Here is a 22,312-nt window from a genome sequence, read left to right as displayed (position 1 = left end):
TAATGACTAATGGCTAATGACTAATGACTAATGACTAATTACTAATTACTAATGACTTAAATATCGAGTTGTTGCTGAGCAAGGTGATAGTAAAGTCCGCGTTCAGCCATCAATTCGTCGTGGTTGCCTTGTTCGGCTAAAATGCCTTTGTCTAGAACTAAAATTCGATCGGCATTACGCACCGTAGACAACCGATGAGCGATAATAAACGCAGTGCGATCGCGACTAATTCGGGCGAGATTTTGCTGGAACCTGCGCTCAGACTCCGTATCCAGCGAAGAAGTTGCTTCGTCCAAAATCAAAATTCGGGGATCGCCCAAAAGAGCGCGGGCGATCGCAATTCGCTGCCGCTGGCCTCCAGACAAACTCGTTCCCCTTTCCCCCACAGGAGTTTGATAACCCAGCGGCATATCTTGAATAAAAGCGTGAGCTTCTGCTAGCTTCGCCACTTCTATCGCCTCTTCCAAGCTTGCAGAAGCAGCATCGTTTCCGTTTTTATACAGCGTAATATTTTCCAAAATCGTTCCCGAAAACAAGAAACAATCTTGAAGAACAACACCCAACTGAACTCGCAGCGACTGCAAAGAAATGTGCCGAATATCGTGGCCGTCAATTGTCAGCCGCCCTTTTTCTGGATAATAGAAACCTTGCAGCAGCTTTACCAAAGTGCTCTTACCGGAACCGCTGCGGCCGACAATTGCCACAGTTTCTCCAGCTTGCACCTCAAAGGAAAGATTTTGCAGCGTATTGCGTTCCTCATCCTGAGCATAGCGGAAAGAAACATTGTCAAACTTGACGTTTCCCTGAATGCGAGGCAGCACCAACATTGGCTTGTAAGGGCTTTCTTCAGGTTGGGCAGAGAATACATCATCCAAACGCTCGATCGAAACCAGCACTTCTTGAAACTCATCCCAAAGTCCCACGACTGAAAGTACAGGAGAAATGACGCTCCCAATCATCATATTAAAAGCAACAAATTGACCGATCGTCAAATCATCTTGAATCACCAGCATTGCCCCATACCACAGCAAAGCCGTACTCCCCAAAGTATTAATCCCACCCCCGATCACCTGCAAAGAATTCGCCAACTTCTGCCCGCGAAATTTAGCATTAATCATGCAGGTTAATTGGTCTTCCCAGCGCCAGCGCATTTCTCGCTCAGCAGCAGTTGCCTTAACCGTCGCCACCCCAGTAATCATTTCCACCAAAGATGAATTTTGCTTGGCACTTTCGGTAAAAACCTCCCGGGACACTTTTCGCAGAAAGGGAGTTGCCACTAAAGTCAAAATCACGATCGGCGGAATCAACGCCAGCACCAACAAAGCCAGACGCCAGTTATAGTAAACCATCAGTCCGATGTAAACTACAGCCATCAAAGCATCCAACCAAGCCGTAATAGCTTGGCGAGTCAAAAATGCCTGAATTTTTTGATTTTCCTGAACCCGCGTCAAGATATCGCCCACCTGACGAGATTCAAAAAACTTGATCGGCAAACTGAGAGTGTGACTGATAAAGCCGCTTATTAAAGTCAGGTCAATGCGGTTCGACAAATAATCCAGCAAATATTGTCGCGTTGCCCCCAACAGCGATCGCCAAACACTAAACAGCAGCAGTCCGATCGCAAAAACGTGCAGCGTTACTACGCTTTTGCTGACAACCACTTGGTCTAAAATTACTTGGGTAAATAGGGGAGTAACTAACCCAAATATTTGGATTAACAAGGAAAGAATCAAAATTTGGGCGATCGCAGCGCGGTAGGGCCAGACTATGCCGACAAAATTTTTAATTTTGATGCCTTTATGTTCGTCACTGTGATTGCGATATAGCTCCGCTGTCGGGTCTAAAAGTAGGGCGTACCCAGTCCAATTTTCGGTAAAAGCTTTAATGCTCATCCACCGCTTCCCTGCCGCCGGATCGGCAACTAAAACCTGTTGATTTTTAAAGCGGTAAACTGCAACGTAGTGATTGCCTTGCCAGTGAGCGATCCAGGGATTTTGATTGCGCAGCGGAGTTAAAGAAGCTCGCACGGGAAGGGTTTGAAATCCCATCCTTTCCGCTGCTTTTGCCAGACTCTTGAGCGAGGCGCCGCTGCGACCGATTTCTGCCAGTTCGCGCAAGTAATTCAGGCTGAATTTCTTACCCCAATATTCGCTAATCATGGCTAAGCAGGTTGCTCCGCAATCTGCGGCACTCTGTTGTTGAATGAATGGGTACCCGCTGCTCAACCATTTGCGCTGCTTGGGTTTTGGAAATATGATAATTCCGCCTACAGGTTTTTGCTGCTCGACTTCGGTTAATTTTGACAGCTCTGTTTTTGAGTTTGAGCTGGCATCTTTTGGCAGCGTTACTAAGCTTAAAATCGGAGGTTTGCGGATAATTTTAGGGCGGGAATTGCTTTCGGAACTAACTGTGGCTTTGGTGATTTCCCACTGTTCGGCGCTAAGCTGATAAATTAGCAGGTTTGTTGCGGCTTTCCAGTCGCTCCGCAGCTCTGAATGTCCCCAGCTACTACCGATAATTGGCGGTGCTTCACCTTGAATTTGACCGCTGCGGAGCCAAAAATGATTGGTAGATTTTTGGCAGTGCTCAGCGAGGGAAACTCCGGCAGGAATTCGGCTTTCTTCTATGTAAGGAAGTAAGTGGGGCCACAGAAGCTGTTGTTGGTGGGGAGCGAGCGATCGCAAATCTGTTTGTGTCTTGAAAAATATTAACCGCTGGATATGTTGGAATTCTTGCTGCAAGTGCTGTTGCAGTTGGGGGAATTCCTCTAAAATAAGCTGCAACTTGCTTGCTGCAATTCGAGCAATTTGGCAAGTACCGGCCGCAATAGCCCTGTAAGGCAGTCCGGTTTCAATAAATAGCTTTTCTGTCCCAATTATTGCTCCAATTTCCAGTACCACCGCCGAAATTTCCTGCTGTTGAGAGGCTTCTAATGCTAGCAGCCTGACTCTTCCCTCGCAAACTAAATAAAAATTGCTATCGTTTTCTTTTTGTTCAAGTAAATTTTTGGTATTATCTGCGGTTTGATATTGGGTAATTTCATCTCCGAGCTGAAACTCGCAAATTTCACAGGCTGTATTAAATTTTGCAATTAATGTCTGTTCTGCACCGATTTCCTCCAAGAGTTTTTGAAGAGCTTGAACAGTCGGTGATGACGCTTGGGAATAAGCGAAGTAATTCGGTATCCCTAAACTGTTTTTCATAGATTCCCCTGTTAAAATTTTCTGTCAACTTTCTTGACCGACAACTAACTAGGTTAGGTTCAAATTGTTTTTAGTGTTACCTAGCTGGCTGAAAAATGCTGTTGGAGTTCTGGGGCAAAAACCTCTTATTTCAAACATTTTTTGACAAGTTTTAAAATGTCGGAATTAGGGGTTTTTTTAGTAGAGTACGGTTATTACGTAAGTGTGGTTTTTCTGGCTCCAATCATAGCGTACAAAATAGCGAAAATGACTACAGTTTAACGGTCTTCTTTACAGAATCTTTATAATTAAGCGGTATTTTGGCGCATAATTGTGAAGATTCTGTAAAGCTAAGCGGACACAGCATATATTTTATAACCGTAAATACACGCAGACAGCTTAATTAAATATTAAAAACGTTCAATTCTCGATAATCTGTGCGTTCTAGAAGGATTAACGTAAAGAAATAATGCTAATTTGTAGCAGGAATTCGAGAAACTAATTGAGAATTGAGCCTGGGTATTTAGCGGGATTTAAACAAAGAAGTTGGAGTCCCGATTCAGAGAACCCATCGCTGGCGGACGCACCAACTTTGCAGCCGGCGCAGAAACCGGGTTTTTTACTAAAACAGAAGGAAGTTCGGCAGCGAAGCAGTCTACGGGATTTAACCGATGTAACGGAGATCCGCAAGAAGTCCCATCGAAGAAGGAAGTTCGGCAACGGATGTAACGGATGTAACGGATGTGAGGAAGAAGGAATCAGGAAGAAGCAATTCCCTGCGGAAAAATCGTCAAATTCTCTTTCTTTCGGCAGAAGGCTATTATGCAGAAGGCTATTATGCAGAAAGGTAGAGATGCTAAATTCACACCAAAGACTTCGATCGCGCACAACTGAGCAAAATAACTATGAACCGCCCCGCACCTGACGCCCACTCTCAAATGAGCGACCTTGAACGCGCTAACCTCAGCCAGCTCATCGATTACACTTCCATTCGATCGATACCCGAAATTTGGGCGATCGTCAAACAGCGATTACCTCAAACCGTCGCCCTCCACGATCCCCACACCAAGCCGGAAATTAAGCTAACCTACACCGACCTTTATCAACAAATCCAGCAATTCGCCGCCGGCCTCCAAGCCCTCGGCATTGAAGCCAATCCCGAAGAAGCAGTCCCTCCCCGAGTCGCCCTCTTCGCCGACAACAGCCCCCGCTGGCTGATAGCCGACCAAGGTATCATGATGGCCGGGGCCGCCAACGTTGTTCGAGGCGCCACCGCCGACCCTGAAGAACTCCTGTACATCATCCAAGACAGCGGCAGCACCGCCTTGGTAGTCGAAAACCTGGCATTACTGAAAAAACTGCAACACCGCCTCCCCGATTTGCCCATTCAACTCATCGTCCTCCTCTCCGACGAAGAACCGGAAACCAGTCCAACCCTCAACACAGTCAAATTTTCCCAAGTGATGACCACAGGGGCCAACCGTCCCCTAAAACCTTCCAACCACAAGCCTCAAACCCTCGCCACCCTCCTCTACACCAGCGGCACCACCGGCAAACCCAAAGGTGTCATGCTGACTCACGGCAACCTGCTGCACCAACTCACCACTTTGGGCACAATTCTCCAGCCCGAAGCCGGCGACGGCGTCCTCAGCATTCTGCCCAGTTGGCACGCCTACGAACGCAGCGTCGAATACTTCCTGCTTTCCCAAGGATGCACGCAAATTTACACCAATATTCGCTATTTCAAACAAGACTTTAAAACTTACAAACCCCAGTACATGGTCAGCGTTCCGCGCATCTGGGAATCGATTTACGAGGCAGTACAAAAGCAATTTCGGGAACAGCCACCTAACAAACAAAAATTGGTTAATTTCCTGTTATCTGCCAGCCAGCAATACATAGAGAACCGCCGCATTTCCCAAGGATTAACTCTCAGTTTGAAACCGGCTTCTGCTTCCGAAAAACTAATCGCCCGCACCAAAAGCATTCTGTTGTCGCCCGTACACGCCCTCGCCGAAAAACTGGTTTACCAAAAAGTCCGGGAAGCTACCGGAGGACGTTTTAAGTGGGCAATTAGCGGCGGCGGTTCTTTGGCGGCGCATATAGACAATTTCTTTGAAATAGCCAATATCGGCTTGTTGGTGGGATATGGTTTAACCGAAACATCGCCGGTTTTAACCGTCCGCCGCCCTTGGCACAATCTTAAAGGTTCCGCAGGACAGCCAATCGCCCACACGGAAATTAAAATAGTAGACCCAGAAACCAGACAGCAACTGCCCACAGGCCAGGGCGGTTTGGTATTGGGCCGCGGGCCGCAAATCATGGCAGGTTATTATCTCAATCCCCAAGCTACCGCCAAAGCCATAGACTCCGAAGGCTGGTTCGACACTGGCGATTTGGGTTGGCTGACACCGGGAAACGACTTAATCTTGACCGGGCGGGCTAAAGATACGATCGTCCTCAGCAACGGCGAAAACATCGAACCCCAGCCCATAGAAGACGCCTGCCTCCGCAGCCCCTACATCGACCAAATTATGCTAGTAGGTCAAGACCAGAAATCCCTCGGCGCCTTAATTGTCCCCAATCAAGAAGCCGTGCAGAAATGGGCAGAAACTCAGAATCCCCCAATACACGAAATTGACTGGAATAGCAAGACAATTCAAGATTTATTCCGCAAAGAATTGAACCGAGAGGTGCAAAATCGCCCCGGATACCGCGCGGACGATCGGATTGGCCCGTTCCGGTTGATTCGGGAGCAATTTTCGATGGAAAATGGAATGTTGACCCAGACCCTGAAAATTAAGCGCCCGGTTGTGACGGAACACTACCGCGATATGATTGACGGAATGTTTTGAAATATTCGCAGGACTTGGGGAATGGAGAAGAAAAAATTATCCCAACACCCGAGTCCCGAGTCCGAGTCCTCAGTCCTCAGCCATTAGGAAATATTTACCAACTAATGACTGATGACTAATGACTAATGTCTAATTTCTAATTCCCAACTGACAATCAACAACTTTATGGAACCACAATTACTCTTGAAGCGATCGATTAACGTTAAAGTCGTCGTTACTCCCCGCTGGAAAGAAGAAGCTCAACAGCAACTCCAAGCCCAAATCAACCAAATAGACTCTCAGCTACAACAGTTAGAAATGCAAGGGCAGCGGATGGTTTCAGAAATCCAAAAGCAAAACCTGCACCCCCCAGGCCCGCAAGTAATGCAGCAAATAGAAAACATTCAAGTGCAGGTGAATCAAAGAAAAAGCGAACTGCTAGAACAGAAAAACCAAAACCTGCAACAGCTTCAGCAAGTGCAGGTGCTAGACCTCGAACAAGAAGTGAGTCAAGGTCAAATTGACGGCACGTTCACTGTCGGGCTGGGAGAAAACTTGATTCAAAAAATGCAAGTAGAAGTTCTCCTCCGCGACGGCATAGTCGAAGAAATTCGAGGTGATATTTAGAAATTGGTAAGTGGTAATTGGCGATCGGTAATTGGCAATTGATTTTCAGTCAACAGTCACACATCAAGAATGCGAGAGACTGGCATAATAATAAGTATTGCCGGTGGCCGATCGCCAATTATCAATTGCCAAATACCGATTACCTATTACCAACTCAAAAGGACTTTTTACAGATGATTCGCGAAGTTTTCATGCCAGCCCTGAGCTCTACCATGACAGAGGGCAAAATTGTTTCCTGGGTCAAATCCGCCGGAGACAAAGTAGAAAAAGGTGAAACGGTGGTGGTTGTTGAATCCGACAAAGCCGACATGGACGTGGAGTCTTTCTACGAAGGTTATTTAGCAATAATTATCGTACCAGCGGGCGAAGTTGCTCCGGTGGGAGCGGCAATCGCCCTGGTAGCAGAAACAGAAGCTGAAATCGCCACCGCTCAGCAGCAAGGAACCCCCGCCCCAACCGCAGCAGCAGCCCCCGCTCCCAGCCCCGCTCCTGTCAGCGCAGCTACATCGTCAGCAGGTTTGCAGCAAAATGTCAGCCGCCAAAACGGCCGCAGCGTCGTTTCTCCCCGCGCTCGCAAGTTAGCTAAAGAATTTAAAGTAGATTTGAATTCTATCAAAGGCAGCGGGCCCAACGGCCGCATTGTCGCAGAGGATGTGGAAGCAGCAGCCGGGAAAGCCCAACCCGCTCCGGTTCAGCAACCGGTAACAGTCCCCGCAGCACCCGCACCCGCAGCACCCACAGCACCCGCACCCGCCCCCGCAGCAGCCAAACCCGCACCCGCACCAGTCCCGGCGGTAGCACTTTCCGGCCAAAGAGTACCGATGAATGCGCTGCAAAATGCGGTGGTGCGCAATATGGAAGCAAGTTTGAGCGTGCCGTCTTTCCGCGTGGGTTACACAATTACTACTGATAATCTGGACAAACTCTACAAACAAATTAAGTCGAAGGGCGTCACGATGACGGCTATGCTGGCGAAAGCAGTAGCAGTAACTTTACAAAAACATCCTCTGCTGAATGCTTGTTATGTGGAGTCGGGAATTCAATACCGCGCTGATATTAATGTGGCGGTAGCGGTGGCGATGGACGGCGGCGGTTTGATTACGCCGGTGCTGCAAAATGCCGATCGCCTCGATATTTATTCGCTCTCGCGCACTTGGAAGGATTTAGTCGATCGCGCCCGCACCAAGCAGTTGAAGCCTGATGAATACAGCACGGGTACTTTCACTCTTTCCAATTTGGGAATGTTTGGAGTAGACAAGTTTGACGCGATTTTGCCGCCGAATCAAGGCTCGATTTTGGCGATCGGCTCTTCGCGGCCGCAAGTAGTGGCAAACGAGGAAGGCTTGATGGGAGTGAAGCGCCAAATGCAGGTGAATATTACTTGCGATCACCGAGTGATTTACGGTGCTGATGCGGCATCTTTCTTGCAAGATTTAGCGAAATTGATCGAGACAAATCCTCAATCTTTGACGCTTTAGCGATCGTCCTAAATCTCCCTTTTACCTTCCTTGGGTAAAAGGGAGATTTAGACTATTTTTTCACCAAATATCTCATTATCGAATATAGACACAGTTTGGTAAAGCAGATAAAATAGAGAAATGATAGACTGATTTTATGGCAGGATTGTCTGGGGCCGGTGGCAATTGGCAAGTTATTGATGAAATAGCCGATCGGGATGTCGTCCAACAACAAGATAATTTATCATGTGGCCCTGCTTGCGGTGAAATGCTTCTTGGCGATCGCGGAATTAATGGTGCGAACCAATCTTTAATTGTGGCTGCAACTGGAGTACCTGTAAGTGCTGAAGATTTAGCAATCGCACTCAATATTCTGGATGCAACCAGTTCTAGATTTTGGTTAGGCGGTACTATTTCTCTTCCTGGGGCAACAAATTTGGAAATAGTTGAGGTATTAATTAGCACTGGTTCTTGGGCCGCTATTTTGTGGGAAACTTTAGCTGACTTAGGGCATATAGTCATTGTTGATGGACTCGACGATACAGGAAAAATTCTAATTCGTGACCCTTGGAATGCTACAAAATATAAAATGGAATTAGAAGAGTTTTTTAATTACTGGAACCTTCAAGCAGTTTACTCATTAATACGATGAAAGTGCAAGTTTTGTCTATTCAACCTGCGAAGCAACCTAATACTCACCAGGTTTTGGTGTCAGTTGGTACGGATACACACAAATTTATTTTTACAACAGAAGTCAATCAAGTGGGAGAACATTTACTTCAGACTACTCGCGGCGATCGTACTTTTTCAGAAGTTTTCCGATTTAATCAGCGGGTAGCGATGAATGTGACAACTCAGGTTGTTAAATACTACAATCGAGAAACTGTCGAACTTCCCGCAGATGTTGGCGTTTTTGTCACTCCAGAAACAGCTTTATCGAAGCAAAAGCAATTTGAAAATAGCGGTTTAGCAGACACTGACTCGCAACAATCCAAAGCAGTCGATCGAGAAATCCGTCAAAAAGCAATCGCGATTGTTGAGAAGTTACCGGAATCTGTGCTTGATGAAGCCGTTAAGTTTCTCGAATCTTTGTATGTTAAGGGCGATCGCGTCGAGTAGCGATCGTACTTTTTGTTGTGAGAAATTCAGCCGCGTTTCGCACAGTGTAAATATACAGTCAACCACCAGCTAATTACTCGATCGCACAGTCAAAACTTGCGGCGGCGTCGCATCCGGCGGATACAAGAAATCCACCTGAACTAAACGGCGTTCCCCCGGCTTCATATTCACATTCACCAAAGGTTCCCCCTGCTGTCCCCTGCGCTGCACGATGTGAATGTAGCGCGTCAAAGTCTTGCCCGTATCATCATTAAACATCACCCGCACCGTACCTCGGAAAAATATCCGATTTTCGGGAGGATCGTAAAACATCAATCCCCCCGATTCTATATTTGCTTTGATCGGTGTTTGCATTTTAATGCTAACAGATTGAGACTCGCGAGATTTGTTGTAAAGCGGAAAAGTTAAGTTGTATTGAATCCCGTAATTACCATTAGCTAAGTAAGCAGTATCGGGATAGCGAGCTAACATTTTAGCGCTTTGAACTTGACCAGTGCCAAAAGTACCCGTATCCGTTGTGCTCAGAGCGTAAGAAAATGACTCGCCGCGCTTGGGAACAGTTAAATAATCGGTTCTCGAATTGTCCGTAATTTTAGCTTCCCACTGAGAACCTTCAGCTACTCCCGCCACGCGGCCGTAAATTTTTTGCACCGGATTTTCGCCTCTGGGAGTTGGTGCTAAATCTCTCGGCCCCGCTAAACCTTTGGTATTTAAAATATTTTCCCACTGTTCTAAAGTCGGATCTTGCTCGACTCCTCCTTGACTTTTAGGAGCAAACATTGCTAATGATGCTACATAAACCGAATTGCTGCTCGACATTCGCATTAAAGTCGATCGACCGTTGGAAGAAGGCGTGACATTCCCCACAGGTATCGGCAAATTCATCAGCATTCGGCTCTGATTCGCCGGAATCTCGATCGCAGCCGGCAAAATTGCTTGCCTGTATCCCCGCAGCACATCGCTCGTGATGCGGCTTCCAGGCCCCGCAAACACAGTGCCAAATCGATTTTCTAAATACGACGGCAAATCAACAAACAAGGCATCCGGCCGAGTTAAATAGGTCGCTCCTTGCAATACTTTTAAAGTAACAGGTTCCGAGTTGGGATTGTGGACAATTATTCCTTGAAATAAGGTGCGAGTTTCTTGGCGATTTTTAGCTTTGGCGATGTGGTGAGCAAAGATGTCAAATCGGCCTTTGAAGGGAAAGTTTAAGTGTGCAGAAGGTACTTGTTTTCCTTCCGGGGGAAATGTGGAGAGCAAAATGCCTTCGGTTTGCACGACTTCGGGGCTGTTGCTGTTGAAAACCGGGATATTGTCGAGTTGTCCGGGCAAAACGCGCACTTGTTGGGGCACCGTCACAGTGTTCAGCGGGCCGGTTGTCGGAGGTGCTGGCAAATCGAGTTCGTTTTCCGGTATCGAAAATTCTTGCTGGATGATAACTTGTTGGGTCGGAGGTGTCGGGATTGCTTGAGCTAAGGGTAGAATTGGCAAAAACATTGCTGTGAGCGCGTTTAACTGAACTTGCAGAAGATTGCTTGGACATAGCAACCGACACAAAACATTACCACAAGTTGGTTGATATTTTCTGGGGATTTTGAGATTTTAGGTCAATTTTTGCGGAAATTCGGGCGATCGCAAATTTTTTGTTCTCTACCTTGACAAAATGTAGATTTGGTAAGCGTAGAGCAAAAATAAGAGCCAGAAGAGCGATAGCTGCGCTGGCTCTCATGAGTTGATACTAGAAGTTAAGCTGAATTCACTACAAATGCGGCGAGCTTGTCTTCCGATGGATGGCCCGCACCCGTGAAAAAATTCACGCAGTGGCTTTTTTTGCCTGCTTGCGGCGGGCTGCTACTAAACTTCCCAACCCCATCACCATACCTGCCATAGTGGTTGGTTCGGGTACTGGCTCAGCATCAGCGGAAACTCCCGCCATAACTTTGTCACTGGTACCAACATTAGACCCACTTACCTGCTGGAAGCGAACCCCTGCCTTAAGCGTACCATTCTGAAATCCCGTCAAGAAAGCACTTTCTGCCTGAGCCGCACTCAGACTGCTGCCCGTTAGCAAAAAGCTAACCAAAGTAGACTCATTTTTATATAAGCCTCCATTAGCGTTGCCACCAAGAAAGTTATTGCGCGGAGTGCTAATGCCATAGTCGAAATCGCCTGTTCCCAAACCTTTAATTTCAACGTTTTTCCAAAAAGTTGTAAAATTGCTGCCTGCAGTCGATTTAACTGATGCAGTAACGCCGCTCAATACGTCAAATGCAACGCCAACGAGAGAAGAGTCTGTTGCACCACCGGCTGTAGCCTTAGTGCCAGTGGTATTGGTGATGCCCAAATTCAGGAGCAAATCGGCTCCACTTTGGACAACGTTGAAGTCCAATGTTGCAGTAGCGCCGGTGCCAATGCCGTTGGTAGTACCGTACTGAGGAGCCACCGATAAACTGAATGCTTGGGCTTGCGTTGCAGTTAGTAATGAAGAAGCAATTGCTAAACCAGCGGTAGCTATACAGGCAGTTAGTGGTTGGGCGAAGTTGGTTTTCATAAGAGTAATACCTTGTTTATATCGTTGGGGGGATTGACTTTAGTCATTTCTTTTGGTAACTACTTACAGCATCTATCATTTAAAAGTGTTTGTCTATACATTTTTGATACCTTTACCAAAACAATATGGTGCGAGGTTTATTCTTAAACTTTTCGTAAACTCGGTTTTGTCGCAAGCGCTAGGATAACTGGTGCTGACGGATTCCACGGTTAACTATCGGTTATTGCAACTTTTGGGATCATCGGCTGTCACAACTGCTAACTACGTAATATCACTAATTTAGAGTAATAATTTATACAAAAAATGAGGATATGTTTGCCGATCGCCAAATGTACGCGAAAGTAAAATATAGTTGCACCGTAAGTAAATATAGAATTAGTAACTATTCCCGGACGCAGAAACCGGGTTAGGCGGATCAAAATACGGCGTGGAGGGCCTGGGTACCGCTGAAAAAACCTGGTCGAGTCCAGTCTCAGTGCGTAAGTCCACTACACTTAACCTTATGCAGACACCGCCCAAAAACGGGTACAAGCCCCCGACTAATGTCGTCGAAAGCCAAAAATTTTAGACTCTTGTCCAATCTCCCAGATACATCTGTGGAGTAAATCTAAAATCTAAAATCTAAAATCTAAAATCTAAAATCGACACAATCCCCGCGTCTCCTACCATTTGAGATTGCATCGGCTCGCCTGCGAGTGACACAATAACCTTACAAACAGACAAATTTTTAATGAAAATTATTTTAACCAACGACGACGGCATAGACGCTCCGGGAATTCAGGCACTTTTGCAGGCTGTAGAAGGCAAAACAATTGTGGTGGCTCCTCAAGGGCAATTGTCGGGCTGCGGGCATCAAGTGACGACCCACAGTCCGATTCATGTCGATCGGCGATCGTCCGTGGAATATGCTGTAGGGGGAACGCCGGCAGATTGCGTGCGCATCGCTCTTCATCACGTTTGTGCGAAGCCGGATTTGGTGCTTTCGGGTATTAACGCGGGTGGCAATTTGGGGGTTGACGTGTACATTTCGGGTACGGTTGCCGCTGTGCGGGAAGCAGCCATGCACGGTATTCCGGGAATCGCAATTTCCCACCGGATTAAAAGGCCGCTCGACATAGACTGGGATGTCGCGACTCGCTGGACATCGCGGGTGCTGGCGGATTTGCTGAACCGGGAACCAAAGTCTGGGTGTTTTTGGAATGTGAATTTGCCACATTTAGCGCCGGGAAGTGCGGAACCGGAAATTGTGTTTTGCCAACCTTCGACCCAGCCGCTGCCCGTGGTGTACCGCGTGGAGGGAGAATACTTTTATTATGCGGGAGAGTATGGCTCGCGCGATCGGGCGGCGGGGACTGATGTTGACGTGTGTTTTGAGGGTAATATTGCGGTGACACAGATATCGCTGTGATAGATTTGGGCGATCGAACTATATTTTTTTTCAACCAAGTCTAAATAGACGGTCTTAAATTCGATCGGGGACGGAATGTTTCATTTCAGAAACAGCTTTATCCAAGCAAAAGCCATTTGAAAGTAGCAGTTTAGCAAACACATTTAGAGCCAAAACATAAGGATGGTATCCAGTTACGAAAACGCTATGGTCGGCTGATTGACAATTTATTTCTATTTTTGGAAGATGCGACAATTCCGCCCACGAATAATTAAGCGTGAACAGGCGATTCGGATGAGCGTGATATTTCGTCGTGTTACCAATGGCTTCCGTTCGGAATGGGGTCGAGATTTGTTTGCTGCCGTTCGTTCAGTTGTCAATACTGGGAAGCGACAGGGTTTAACTGCTTATCAATCCATTCAACAAGCTCTCTCTATTGATGGCTCCCTTTTTTCCCCGAGTTGAGCAATTACCAATTACCAATTACCAATTACCAACTTGCGTTATTTCTGTTTTATAACTACCAACGTAATGTCGTCAAAAACTTTATGTTTGTCAATATGCTGCCGCAGATTATCGATTACTGCTTGTCGAATTTCTTCAGCCGTTTTGTGGCGATTTTCTTTGGCAACTTGGCACAATCTTTCTATGCCGTAATAAACTTTATTTATATTTACAGCTTCGGTAATTCCATCTGTGTAAAGCACTACTACATCCCCTGGATTAAGATGCACTTGAACTTGGGAAACAAAATCAGCAATATCTTCCTCTAATCCCACAGGAAAGCCGAGTTCCATTGTATCGATCCGTTCGATGTTACCATCAGTACGGACTACAATTATTTCTTCATGTTGACCGCTGAGGGTAAAGTTACTATCTTGATAATCTAACAAAACCAAGGTCATGTTTTTAGACGAGTCGATGCGCTCGATATTGGCATAAAGGGTGCGGTTTAACACATCAAGAAACTTCACCGGATCGGTTTCGTTCATTTGTTGGAGAGTGCGGACGGCGGTTTGCGCCATAATCATTAATACGCCACTTTCTAAACCATGTCCCGTAACATCGCCGATGCTAATTTTTACCTTATCATTTTGGGCTAGCACGTCGTAGTAGTCGCCACCAACTTCATCGGCAGGTTCCATATATCCAGCTATTTCTAATCCTTTAATTTTATCAAGTTCTGATTGTTTGGGCAAGATCATTTGTTGCAGTCGTTTCGTGACTTCTAACTCAGCACTGAGGCGGATGTTTTCCGCTTTAAGTTTGTTGTTGAGGCCGCTAATTTCCTGGTTTGCTTGGGCGAGTTGGGCGGTGCGTTGTTGCACCTTTTCTTCTAAAGTTTGATATAGACGGGCATTTTCGATGGAGATCGCAGCTTGGGCGGAAATGATGTTGAGGACTTCTAAGCGATCGCGCGTAAAAGCCCCCGCTGTTAAATTATTTTCTAGGTATAAGATGCCTACCAACTTACCTTGATTAATCAGGGGGCTACACAAGATAGATTTAGGTCGCTGCTGAATAATATACGGGTCAGAGGCAAACCTGGTTTCAGTGGTTGCATTATCGATCGCAAGAGTTTCTTGCGTGCGTTCTACATAATTAACCAGCGAGATAGGTATCACTTGATTTTCAGTCCCTGACTTGGATATTAATTCACATCGTTCACCCGTACATTGAGCTTCAATTTTCCACTTACCTGCTGGGTCAGGTATGATGAAATAAAATTTTTCTGCTCCGGCGTTTTCCAGCAAGACTTGCATCAAATTGGAGAGTAACTTATCTAAATTAACTTCCCCTGAGAGCGCTTGGGAAGCTTTGATAATTGTTGATAAATCCAGCTCGTTTGCAGCACCTGAACTGGTAGAAGTGACAGTGGTTCTGGTCTGAACAATCGTTTCGCCTCTTCCACTCGTCAGGCTGTTTTTCCTACCGACGACTGGTGCGAGTAATTCAGAATAGCGCTCTTCTAAATCTTTAACTTTTGCCTTGGCTCCCCAGCGAATATAAGCATAGTAAGCGTCTATCATGTAGGTACGCGCTACTTTCTGACGACCTAATGCTAAATAAAATTCTGCTGCTAGTTCATTGGCGAGGGCTTCGTGCTGGACGTATCCATTTTCCTTGGCTCCATCTATCGCCAGGTCGTAATATTCCATTGCTGAGAAAGATTGCCCCAATACGCGGGCTTTTTCTGCTTCTACTAAGTCATACTCATGCTGGTAATTCATTGGGCAATGTTGCGCCCAATATTTCATCTTTTCCTGATTTTCTTCTACTTGTTTCAGGTATTGTTGCTGCTTTTCCTCAGTTTCCTGAAAATACTGAGCTAAAAGAGCCAGAGAATAGTAATAAACGTGGTTATTAAAGCTAATGTTAGCTTGAACAAGCATTGAATTATTTAACGCTGTTTTAGCATAAATTATAGCATTTTTATAATCTTTAAATAAATAGCAAAGTATGGTTTTTGCAAAAAGCACTCTAAATAAAGACATTAAATTATTAATTTTTGTAAAATAAGCAATAGCTTCTCCCTCATTCAAAAATTCACCAGTTAAAATCAGGCTATTATCTGTTATTCCTCGTAAATTTGCGACTAATTGACCAATTATTCTGAGCAGATAAAACTGATATTCTTGGGAAAATTTATCGGCAAAATCAATATAGTGTTTTTGTTGTTCTTGCACGTAGTCTAGATGCTCGCCATTAAAAAACAGATGAGCGCAGTAGTAATCAGCAGCATGACAAGCATATTCTATATCTCCAACTTCTAAGCCGCTATTAATTGCTTGACGAAGGGGTTCTATAGTTTCCCTAGTATGCTTTTTGAAGTGCGTAATACAGATGGAAACATTAACCAATATTTTAGAACGAAACTCTTTGGCATCTAACTGCTCTAATACTTGTAAAGAAAGTTTACCAAGTTGATAGGCAAAATCTATATCTGGTATGAGCCAAGACACCAGTGCTCCGTAAATAGAATAGGCAAAAGTACACTGTGGCGAATTCCCATACTGACGAGAAAGTTCGATCATAGTATATAGAATTGGTAGCGATAGCGGGCTTTCTGCGAAGCAAGCTGGTGGGAAAATCAGAACTAAAAGCTCCATAGCCGCCAGCTTGTAGGGATCGGTCATTTTTGGCAGCGTAGCTAACTCCTCAATATTAAGTTCTTGCGGGGGTAATTGAGATATTGTCACTCCCAGTATTTCTAGGACTTTTAGCCCAGTATCTAAAGCAGATTTAATCTGGTTTTTAGCGAGTTCAAGCCTAATTTTCAGCACATATAAGTTGACTTGTTCGAGGATTGTTTTGGCTTTTTTGAGAGTGCGATCGCACAAAATTACTGCTCGTTCTAAATTGGCATTGAGATATTCGGCTTCCGCCACTTCCAGATAAAAATCAAATGTCAGATCGTATCGACTTTCCCAGCTATCTTGACTCAGGAGTTCTATACCTACATTCAAATAATTAACAGCGGCTTCATATGCAGTAGCTGCCTTCGCTTTCTGTCCGGCGATCAGGTTTAATTGGGCTAACTCATCTTTTTCTGACTGATTAGTTAGCAAATCTGTGCCACAATTCAGTTGGTTAACCAGAGCAAAAACATTATCTTTTCGCTCTTGATCGGTTGTATTATTCAGCAGCAGTTGACCAATTTTCAGGTGAGTGGCTTTTTTTTCAGCTTCGGGAATCAAAGAATAGGCTGCTTGCTGCACTCGATCGTGCAAAAATTTGTAGTCAACTTTGATATCCCGTACAGATGCCAACTCTTCCTGGGCAAAGACTAGAGGAATTTTGTAATTTTCAGACAGCGGCAGAATCAAACCTGCTTGCAGTGCTTCCCACAAATGAGCAGCCGTCGCTATGTTTGATTCTTCATTGACAATTGATAAAACTTCTAAGTTAAATTGGTTGCCGATACAAGCCGCTAATTTTAATGATGTCTGGGTTGTTTCTGGGAGTTTGCGAATATTTCTGGCAACCAGTTCAACGATATTGAAATCAGCAATGCCAATCGCCTGTATTTGTTGAATATCCCACTCCCAGCGGTCTGTGTCTACCTGATAAACCAGCAGATTTTCCGAGTACAGGGTTTTGAGTAGCTGCGTTAAGAAAAAGGGATTCCCTTGGGTTTTATTAAAAAGTAACTCGGAAAAAACTTTTATTTCGTCTGAATTTACGCTGGCATCCAGAGTGTCGGCGATTAATTGGTTGACGCTATCCAAAGCCAGCGCCTGAATGGTGATATTATTCACCACCGTTTCATTTTCTTGAATTTTTTCTATTGTCTGAATTAAAGGATGAACGGGACTGACTTCGTTATCTCGATAAGCTCCAATCGTTAATAAATATTTGCTATCTGGGTCAGTGACTAAGAGTTGGATTAACTTTAGAGATGCGGAATCTGCCCACTGTAAATCGTCTAGGAAGATGACTAGCGGGTGTTCGGGTTGACAAAAAACGCGAATAAATTGTTGAAATACCCGATTAAATCTGTTTTGGGATTCCGATGAACCCAGTTGAGGGACTTCAAGCTGTTTACCGATAATTAGTTCGACTTCGGGGATAACATCAATAATAACTTGACCGTTATTATCTAGCGCTTTTAATAAGTTTTCTTTCCAAACAGCAATCAGTTCGGAACTTTCAGTTAATAGCTGACGAACTAATTCTTGAAATGCTTGGATTAACGCCGCATAGGGAATATTGCGTTTAAACTGGTCAAACTTACCCGCAATAAAATATCCCCTAGCTGCTACAATTGGTTTATGAACTTCATTGACGATTGAAGTTTTACCAATCCCGGAATAACCGGAAACTAACATCATTTCGGTAGCACCGAGGCTGACTCGTCCAAAGGCATCTAGAAGAATTTGGACTTCGGTTTCTCTACCATAAAGCTTCTGGGGAATGAGTAAGTGGTTGCCGCGATCGCGTTGACCGATCGGAAAATTTTCAATCTTTCCAGTTGTCTGCAATTGCTGCAAACAAGTTTCCAGGTCAAATTTTAATCCCGCGGCACTTTGATATCGGTCTTCCGCATTTTTTGCTAACAGTTTCATCACAATATCTGAAACCGCTTGAGGAATTTCTGCTACCTCTTTAGGTGGGACTGGTTGTTTGGCAATATGACAGTAAACCAACTCCATCGGATCGGTGGTATTAAATGGCAACTGGTTGGTCAGCATTTCATAGAAAGTCACTCCTAAAGAATAGAAGTCGGTGCGGTAGTCAATTGCTCGATTCATCCTTCCCGTTTGTTCGGGTGACATATAAGCGAGAGTCCCTTCTAGCAAGTTGGGATTGCTAATGCTTTGGTTTTTCAATTCCAAGCGCGATGAAATACTAAAGTCAGTCAGTTTTACTTTTCCGGTCGCTGGATTGATAATGATATTTGAGGGCTTAATGTCTTTGTGAATGATCGGTACTTGATGGAGATAAATCAAAGTTTCGGATAGAGCGATCGCTACCCTCAGCAACTCGGTTATTGACAGGTTATTGGCTGCCCTAAAATGATAAAGGGATAGACCCCCAAAATCTTCTAATATTAGCGCTAAACTATTCTGATAATTTTCTAAGTTGTAAGTTTTGACAATTCCTTCACACTCTAAATTTTTAGTAATTATAAATTCTTGCCTTAAATTGGTGATTTGTTCAATGCTAGGATAATCATCTTTAATAATTTTAATTATAACTGGTTGTCTGTAACCATCTTTTTTAGCTCTATATACAACAGTCCTTACTCCTTCGTAAATTTTTTCTATAATTTCGTATCCTGAAAGAACGATCATTGTTTTCACCTTACCCTTTTCATTAACTATTCTAAATCACAGGCAGATTCATGGATAATCTGCCTGTTAGTAAATTTTTACTCGCTTTCAAAGCGCGGGTACAACTCTTTAGCAAACAACTCCTGAATCTCTTTATCGAGTTCTGGAGGAGATTGCAAGTTCTTTGCTAAGTCCTCGTAATCTTCCTTCAGAGAGATTTTGTATTCAGCAGAACGAGATCCTATTTGTTGTAACCAAGCTGTATGCAATGTGAATGTAAAGTCAAGGGATGGATGGCTAAGCTTGCATATTGCTCCCTGGGATAACTTGTCAGCCTCGAAAATCCAGATTTCGTTTCTTTGGGGAGTGAAAACGGTACAGACTATATAACCGTCGGTTGAGCTACCTTGATTACCGCGACGCGGCATAAACTGCGGTGAACTCACGATGTAGCCAGGATCGAACTCATAGCGATCGGCAATTTCCATCGACTGCGTTTCCAGCCGCAGCAAGCAAGCTGGTATGCCCTTTTCAGCAAGAGCCAAAACTTCTGACTGTGGTACTTTCTGGTACTTATAATGCCGGTATAATTGGCACAAGTAATCGGTCGTTAAATCCTTCCACAGTCCGAAAGAAATCCAGTAGATATTATCTAGTTTTCTGGGAGTTTTACCTGACGGTAATCGGTCAAGGTAGGCGTATAATCCAAGCCCCCACGTACACTCGATATCCCAGATAACTTTTGCCTCGACTTGGTTTTTTCCGTCAATTACATAGCGTCCCAAACGGCTGATGTCCATCTCATTCAGTTCCATTCCAGGCAGGTATTTGGGCACGGGATTGTGGGGTGGATAAGCGGAAATATCGTATTGACGCAGCCATTCAGCAACGTCCCAAGCACAAATATGGGCTACGTGGAGCGTAATTTTATCGTCAGGATTTTCATAGTCCACTAAAAAGTGAGCCGCTTCGAGGGGAATTACCACTTTTCGCGCGACAACTTTAACTTCAGGTTCGTTCAAAGCTGGGCGTTGTCCCTTTTGCAGCTCGCTGCGGCTAACGATATAAATAATAGAATCGGGTGACGGTGGACTTTCTAATAAGTCCCTTAAAATTCTTTCTAGCTCTTTGTTGTCTGGAAAAGGATTGGTGAGCAACTGATCCAGTCCAGTGCTAAAGGCTGTGTCCATCAAAATTACATAATCTTTGGTTACTCCTATCTGATGGATAGTTTGCTTGATGCTGACTGGCGAACCATCAGGATTTACCAGCGTCCACCGCTCCAAGTGAGTCACTCCATCCCAGCGAATCAGATAGACAAAATCTTCTAAACCCTTAAATTTTTCCCAAAAGTGACGAACTCCTGGAAAGCGTTCGTCTATCTTCTCAATGAAAGGTATAGTATCAAGAAAATTCTCTAACGATCTACCGTAATTAACTGCGAACATCTCGCCCGTGTAGGTATCAAAAGTAGGATGGGCGGTACTAAAAATGGGTGGAAAAAGATAGGGCAGAGGAGCTTCAGGACGCCACTCTTTATTTGACCCAACTGGCGTCACCAAATGGAGGGTATCGGTATCAATTTCATAAGGACGACCCGCGTCATAAGTTACTAACAAACGCTCCTGTTCGTCTTTTGAGAATTTCACGGGCAGAAAAGCTGTATTTAACTCGTTGCGTGCGCCAAGAAGTAAGGAGAACCTTAAGATACCACGATTGGAAAATCCCAACTTAGTACCCTTAGTTGCCTCGTCAAAATGGTAATCTAGAGGCTTGGCAATCCGCGTTTTCAAAATTACTTTACCCTTTTGATTAAAATCAAGTCGGTAAATCATGCCGTCGCCATTTAAAAATGAGTCTCCGTTGGCAAAAGGAAGACCTCTTGATTCAACGGTTCCTACTGGCGCAACAATGAAGATATAACCCTGTACCTCTTCTGGTAGTTTCCCCTCAATCTCCAATTGGATGTTATCTAGTTCATCCCGACTGGCGGTCATAATCGACTGTGGAACTGGGGGACAGCCTACTTTGGCATTGCTTTGAGTGGGTTCGCTCATGTGGCTCTCCTAAGTTAAAATGTAATAATGGTAACAGTATAGATAAGTATTTGATTTATGAATGGGAAATGAGGACTGTAATTTAGATACTATCTTTGATAAAGATTTGATATCTATTCTCCCATCCCCTGCCTCAAAGCGCAATTGGAATCTACATTAACTTATTATCGGCTCTCTCGTACTTATGGTGATAACACAAGCTAATAATTTAGCAGGATCGAGGGTTTCAACGTTCAGTCTCAGATACTTAGTATTATCTGCTACTTATAACACCAAGCATCGGGGAGAGCCGAGGAAAAAATTATGTGATTAGATGTTTGCATCGACACTGATGTCATGAATGCTGCACTGGGGCAAGCGTAACAAGTCGCTTTAGCTGTCATATCAAGGTGCGACTGGGCTAAAATGTGGCGCGCCACATTTCTGGGGCAACTGTTCAATTAATGCCATGATATAAATGTGTGGCAATGCTCATACTGACGATCGCCACCAACCAACAACCAATTTGGGCTAGAGCTACCAGAAAGTTGCCAGCCTCTGCGCTCTCAAATCGGTTCTATAAAACCGACACATTTTTAATGACGATAATTTTAACCAACGACGACGGCATCGATGCTCCGGGCATTCAAGCACTTTTGCAAGCAGTAAAGGACAAGACGATTGTGGTGGCTCCCCAAGGCCAATTGTCGGGCTGCGGGCATCAAGTGACGACCCACAGTCCGATTCATGTCGATCGGCGATCGTCCTTTGAGTATGCTGTAGGGGGAACACCGGCCGATTGCGTGCGCATCGCTATTCATCACGTTTGTGCGAAGCCGGATTTGGTGCTTTCGGGTATTAACGCGGGCGGCAATTTGGGGGTTGACGTGTATATTTCGGGTACGGTGGCGGCTGTGCGCGAAGCAGCCATGCACGGTATTTCGGGAATCGCAATTTCCCACCGGATTAAAAGGCCGCTCGAAATTGATTGGGATGTCGCTACTCGCTGGACATCGCGGGTGTTGGCGGATTTGCTCAACCGCGAACCAAAGTCTGGGTGTTTCTGGAATGTGAATTTGCCGCATTTAGCGCCGGGAAGTGCGGAACCGGAAATTGTGTTTTGCCAGCCTTCGACGCAGCCGCTGCCGGTGGTTTACCGGATGGAGGGAGAATACTTTTATTATGCGGGAGAGTATGGATCGCGCGATCGGGCGGCGGGGACTGATGTTGACGTGTGTTTTGAGGGTAATATTGCGGTGACACAGATATCGCTTTGATCGATTTTGGCGATCGGATCAAACTATATTTTTTGCATTGTTTGCCCAAAAAAGCGTGAAGGGATCGG

Annotated in this window: 13 protein-coding genes; 8 read left to right on the top strand and 5 right to left on the bottom strand. The window is 45.0% G+C overall.

The window, feature by feature from the left end:
* Positions 1 to 56 precede the first annotated feature (56 nt).
* The gene (locus tag QUA20_RS16215) at positions 57 to 3,203 is read right to left on the bottom strand and encodes an ABC transporter transmembrane domain-containing protein (protein WP_333189873.1); all 3,147 of its coding nucleotides are present in this window, start codon (positions 3,201 to 3,203) and stop codon (positions 57 to 59) included.
* Between the two features lie 481 nt (positions 3,204 to 3,684).
* Between QUA20_RS16215 and QUA20_RS16210 the strand changes: the two genes are divergently transcribed.
* From QUA20_RS16210 to QUA20_RS16185, 6 genes are all read left to right on the top strand, one after another.
* Complete coding sequence (locus QUA20_RS16210) at positions 3,685 to 4,107, top strand: hypothetical protein (protein ID WP_333189871.1); 423 nt, start codon at positions 3,685 to 3,687, stop codon at positions 4,105 to 4,107.
* The gene (locus QUA20_RS16205; RefSeq protein ID WP_333189869.1) at positions 4,088 to 6,037 is read left to right on the top strand and encodes a long-chain fatty acid--CoA ligase; all 1,950 of its coding nucleotides are present in this window, start codon (positions 4,088 to 4,090) and stop codon (positions 6,035 to 6,037) included. The genes QUA20_RS16210 and QUA20_RS16205 overlap by 20 nt, the downstream gene beginning before the upstream one ends.
* Positions 6,038 to 6,202: 165 nt before the next feature.
* Entirely contained in the window at positions 6,203 to 6,643 is a 441-nt protein-coding gene (locus QUA20_RS16200; protein ID WP_172186046.1) for a YlqD family protein, read from the top strand.
* 173 nt (positions 6,644 to 6,816) lie between these two features.
* The gene (locus QUA20_RS16195; protein WP_333189868.1) at positions 6,817 to 8,121 is read left to right on the top strand and encodes a dihydrolipoamide acetyltransferase family protein; all 1,305 of its coding nucleotides are present in this window, start codon (positions 6,817 to 6,819) and stop codon (positions 8,119 to 8,121) included.
* Between the two features lie 136 nt (positions 8,122 to 8,257).
* The gene (locus tag QUA20_RS16190) at positions 8,258 to 8,752 is read left to right on the top strand and encodes a papain-like cysteine protease family protein (protein ID WP_333189866.1); all 495 of its coding nucleotides are present in this window, start codon (positions 8,258 to 8,260) and stop codon (positions 8,750 to 8,752) included.
* A gap of 11 nt (positions 8,753 to 8,763) precedes the next feature.
* Positions 8,764 to 9,219 carry a hypothetical protein gene (locus tag QUA20_RS16185; RefSeq protein ID WP_333189864.1) on the top strand — a complete coding sequence of 152 codons (456 nt, stop codon included), beginning with the start codon at positions 8,764 to 8,766 and terminating at the stop codon, positions 9,217 to 9,219.
* Between the two features lie 69 nt (positions 9,220 to 9,288).
* Here QUA20_RS16185 and QUA20_RS16180 read toward each other — a convergent pair whose 3' ends face one another.
* Positions 9,289 to 10,716 (bottom strand): DUF3370 domain-containing protein, encoded by a 1,428-nt coding sequence (locus QUA20_RS16180; protein ID WP_333189862.1) that lies wholly within the window; start codon positions 10,714 to 10,716, stop codon positions 9,289 to 9,291.
* 316 nt (positions 10,717 to 11,032) lie between these two features.
* The gene (locus QUA20_RS16175; protein ID WP_333189861.1) at positions 11,033 to 11,770 is read right to left on the bottom strand and encodes a PEP-CTERM sorting domain-containing protein; all 738 of its coding nucleotides are present in this window, start codon (positions 11,768 to 11,770) and stop codon (positions 11,033 to 11,035) included.
* A gap of 730 nt (positions 11,771 to 12,500) precedes the next feature.
* On the opposite strand from QUA20_RS16175, the gene surE (QUA20_RS16170) reads away from it, so the two are divergent.
* Positions 12,501 to 13,178 carry a 5'/3'-nucleotidase SurE gene (gene surE / locus QUA20_RS16170; protein WP_333189858.1) on the top strand — a complete coding sequence of 226 codons (678 nt, stop codon included), beginning with the start codon at positions 12,501 to 12,503 and terminating at the stop codon, positions 13,176 to 13,178.
* Between the two features lie 482 nt (positions 13,179 to 13,660).
* Here surE (QUA20_RS16170) and QUA20_RS16165 read toward each other — a convergent pair whose 3' ends face one another.
* Complete coding sequence (locus QUA20_RS16165; RefSeq protein ID WP_333189857.1) at positions 13,661 to 18,952, bottom strand: AAA family ATPase; 5,292 nt, start codon at positions 18,950 to 18,952, stop codon at positions 13,661 to 13,663.
* Between the two features lie 77 nt (positions 18,953 to 19,029).
* Complete coding sequence (locus tag QUA20_RS16160) at positions 19,030 to 20,988, bottom strand: carotenoid oxygenase family protein (RefSeq protein ID WP_333189854.1); 1,959 nt, start codon at positions 20,986 to 20,988, stop codon at positions 19,030 to 19,032.
* A gap of 578 nt (positions 20,989 to 21,566) precedes the next feature.
* On the opposite strand from QUA20_RS16160, the gene surE (QUA20_RS16155) reads away from it, so the two are divergent.
* Positions 21,567 to 22,244 carry a 5'/3'-nucleotidase SurE gene (gene surE / locus QUA20_RS16155; protein ID WP_333189935.1) on the top strand — a complete coding sequence of 226 codons (678 nt, stop codon included), beginning with the start codon at positions 21,567 to 21,569 and terminating at the stop codon, positions 22,242 to 22,244.
* Positions 22,245 to 22,312 lie beyond the last annotated feature (68 nt).

The organism is Microcoleus sp. Pol7_A1 (genome assembly GCF_036701085.1).
Classification (GTDB): Bacteria; Cyanobacteriota; Cyanobacteriia; order Cyanobacteriales; family Microcoleaceae; genus Microcoleus; species Microcoleus asticus.
The sequence above is the reverse complement of the archived record's forward strand: the minus strand, read 5'-3'. Positions and strand labels throughout refer to the sequence as shown.

Bases quoted from the DNA above. Each gene is read 5' to 3' on its own strand.
- QUA20_RS16215 (WP_333189873.1), bottom strand. From the start codon at position 3,203: ATGAAAAACAGTTTAGGGATACCGAATTACTTCGCTTATTCCCAAGCG.
- QUA20_RS16205 (WP_333189869.1), top strand. From the start codon at position 4,088: ATGAACCGCCCCGCACCTGACGCCCACTCTCAAATGAGCGACCTTGAA.
- QUA20_RS16200 (WP_172186046.1), top strand. From the start codon at position 6,203: ATGGAACCACAATTACTCTTGAAGCGATCGATTAACGTTAAAGTCGTC.
- QUA20_RS16195 (WP_333189868.1), top strand. From the start codon at position 6,817: ATGATTCGCGAAGTTTTCATGCCAGCCCTGAGCTCTACCATGACAGAG.
- QUA20_RS16190 (WP_333189866.1), top strand. From the start codon at position 8,258: ATGGCAGGATTGTCTGGGGCCGGTGGCAATTGGCAAGTTATTGATGAA.
- QUA20_RS16180 (WP_333189862.1), bottom strand. From the start codon at position 10,716: ATGTTTTTGCCAATTCTACCCTTAGCTCAAGCAATCCCGACACCTCCG.
- QUA20_RS16175 (WP_333189861.1), bottom strand. From the start codon at position 11,770: ATGAAAACCAACTTCGCCCAACCACTAACTGCCTGTATAGCTACCGCT.
- surE (WP_333189858.1), top strand. From the start codon at position 12,501: ATGAAAATTATTTTAACCAACGACGACGGCATAGACGCTCCGGGAATT.
- QUA20_RS16165 (WP_333189857.1), bottom strand. From the start codon at position 18,952: ATGATCGTTCTTTCAGGATACGAAATTATAGAAAAAATTTACGAAGGA.
- QUA20_RS16160 (WP_333189854.1), bottom strand. From the start codon at position 20,988: ATGAGCGAACCCACTCAAAGCAATGCCAAAGTAGGCTGTCCCCCAGTT.
- surE (WP_333189935.1), top strand. From the start codon at position 21,567: ATGACGATAATTTTAACCAACGACGACGGCATCGATGCTCCGGGCATT.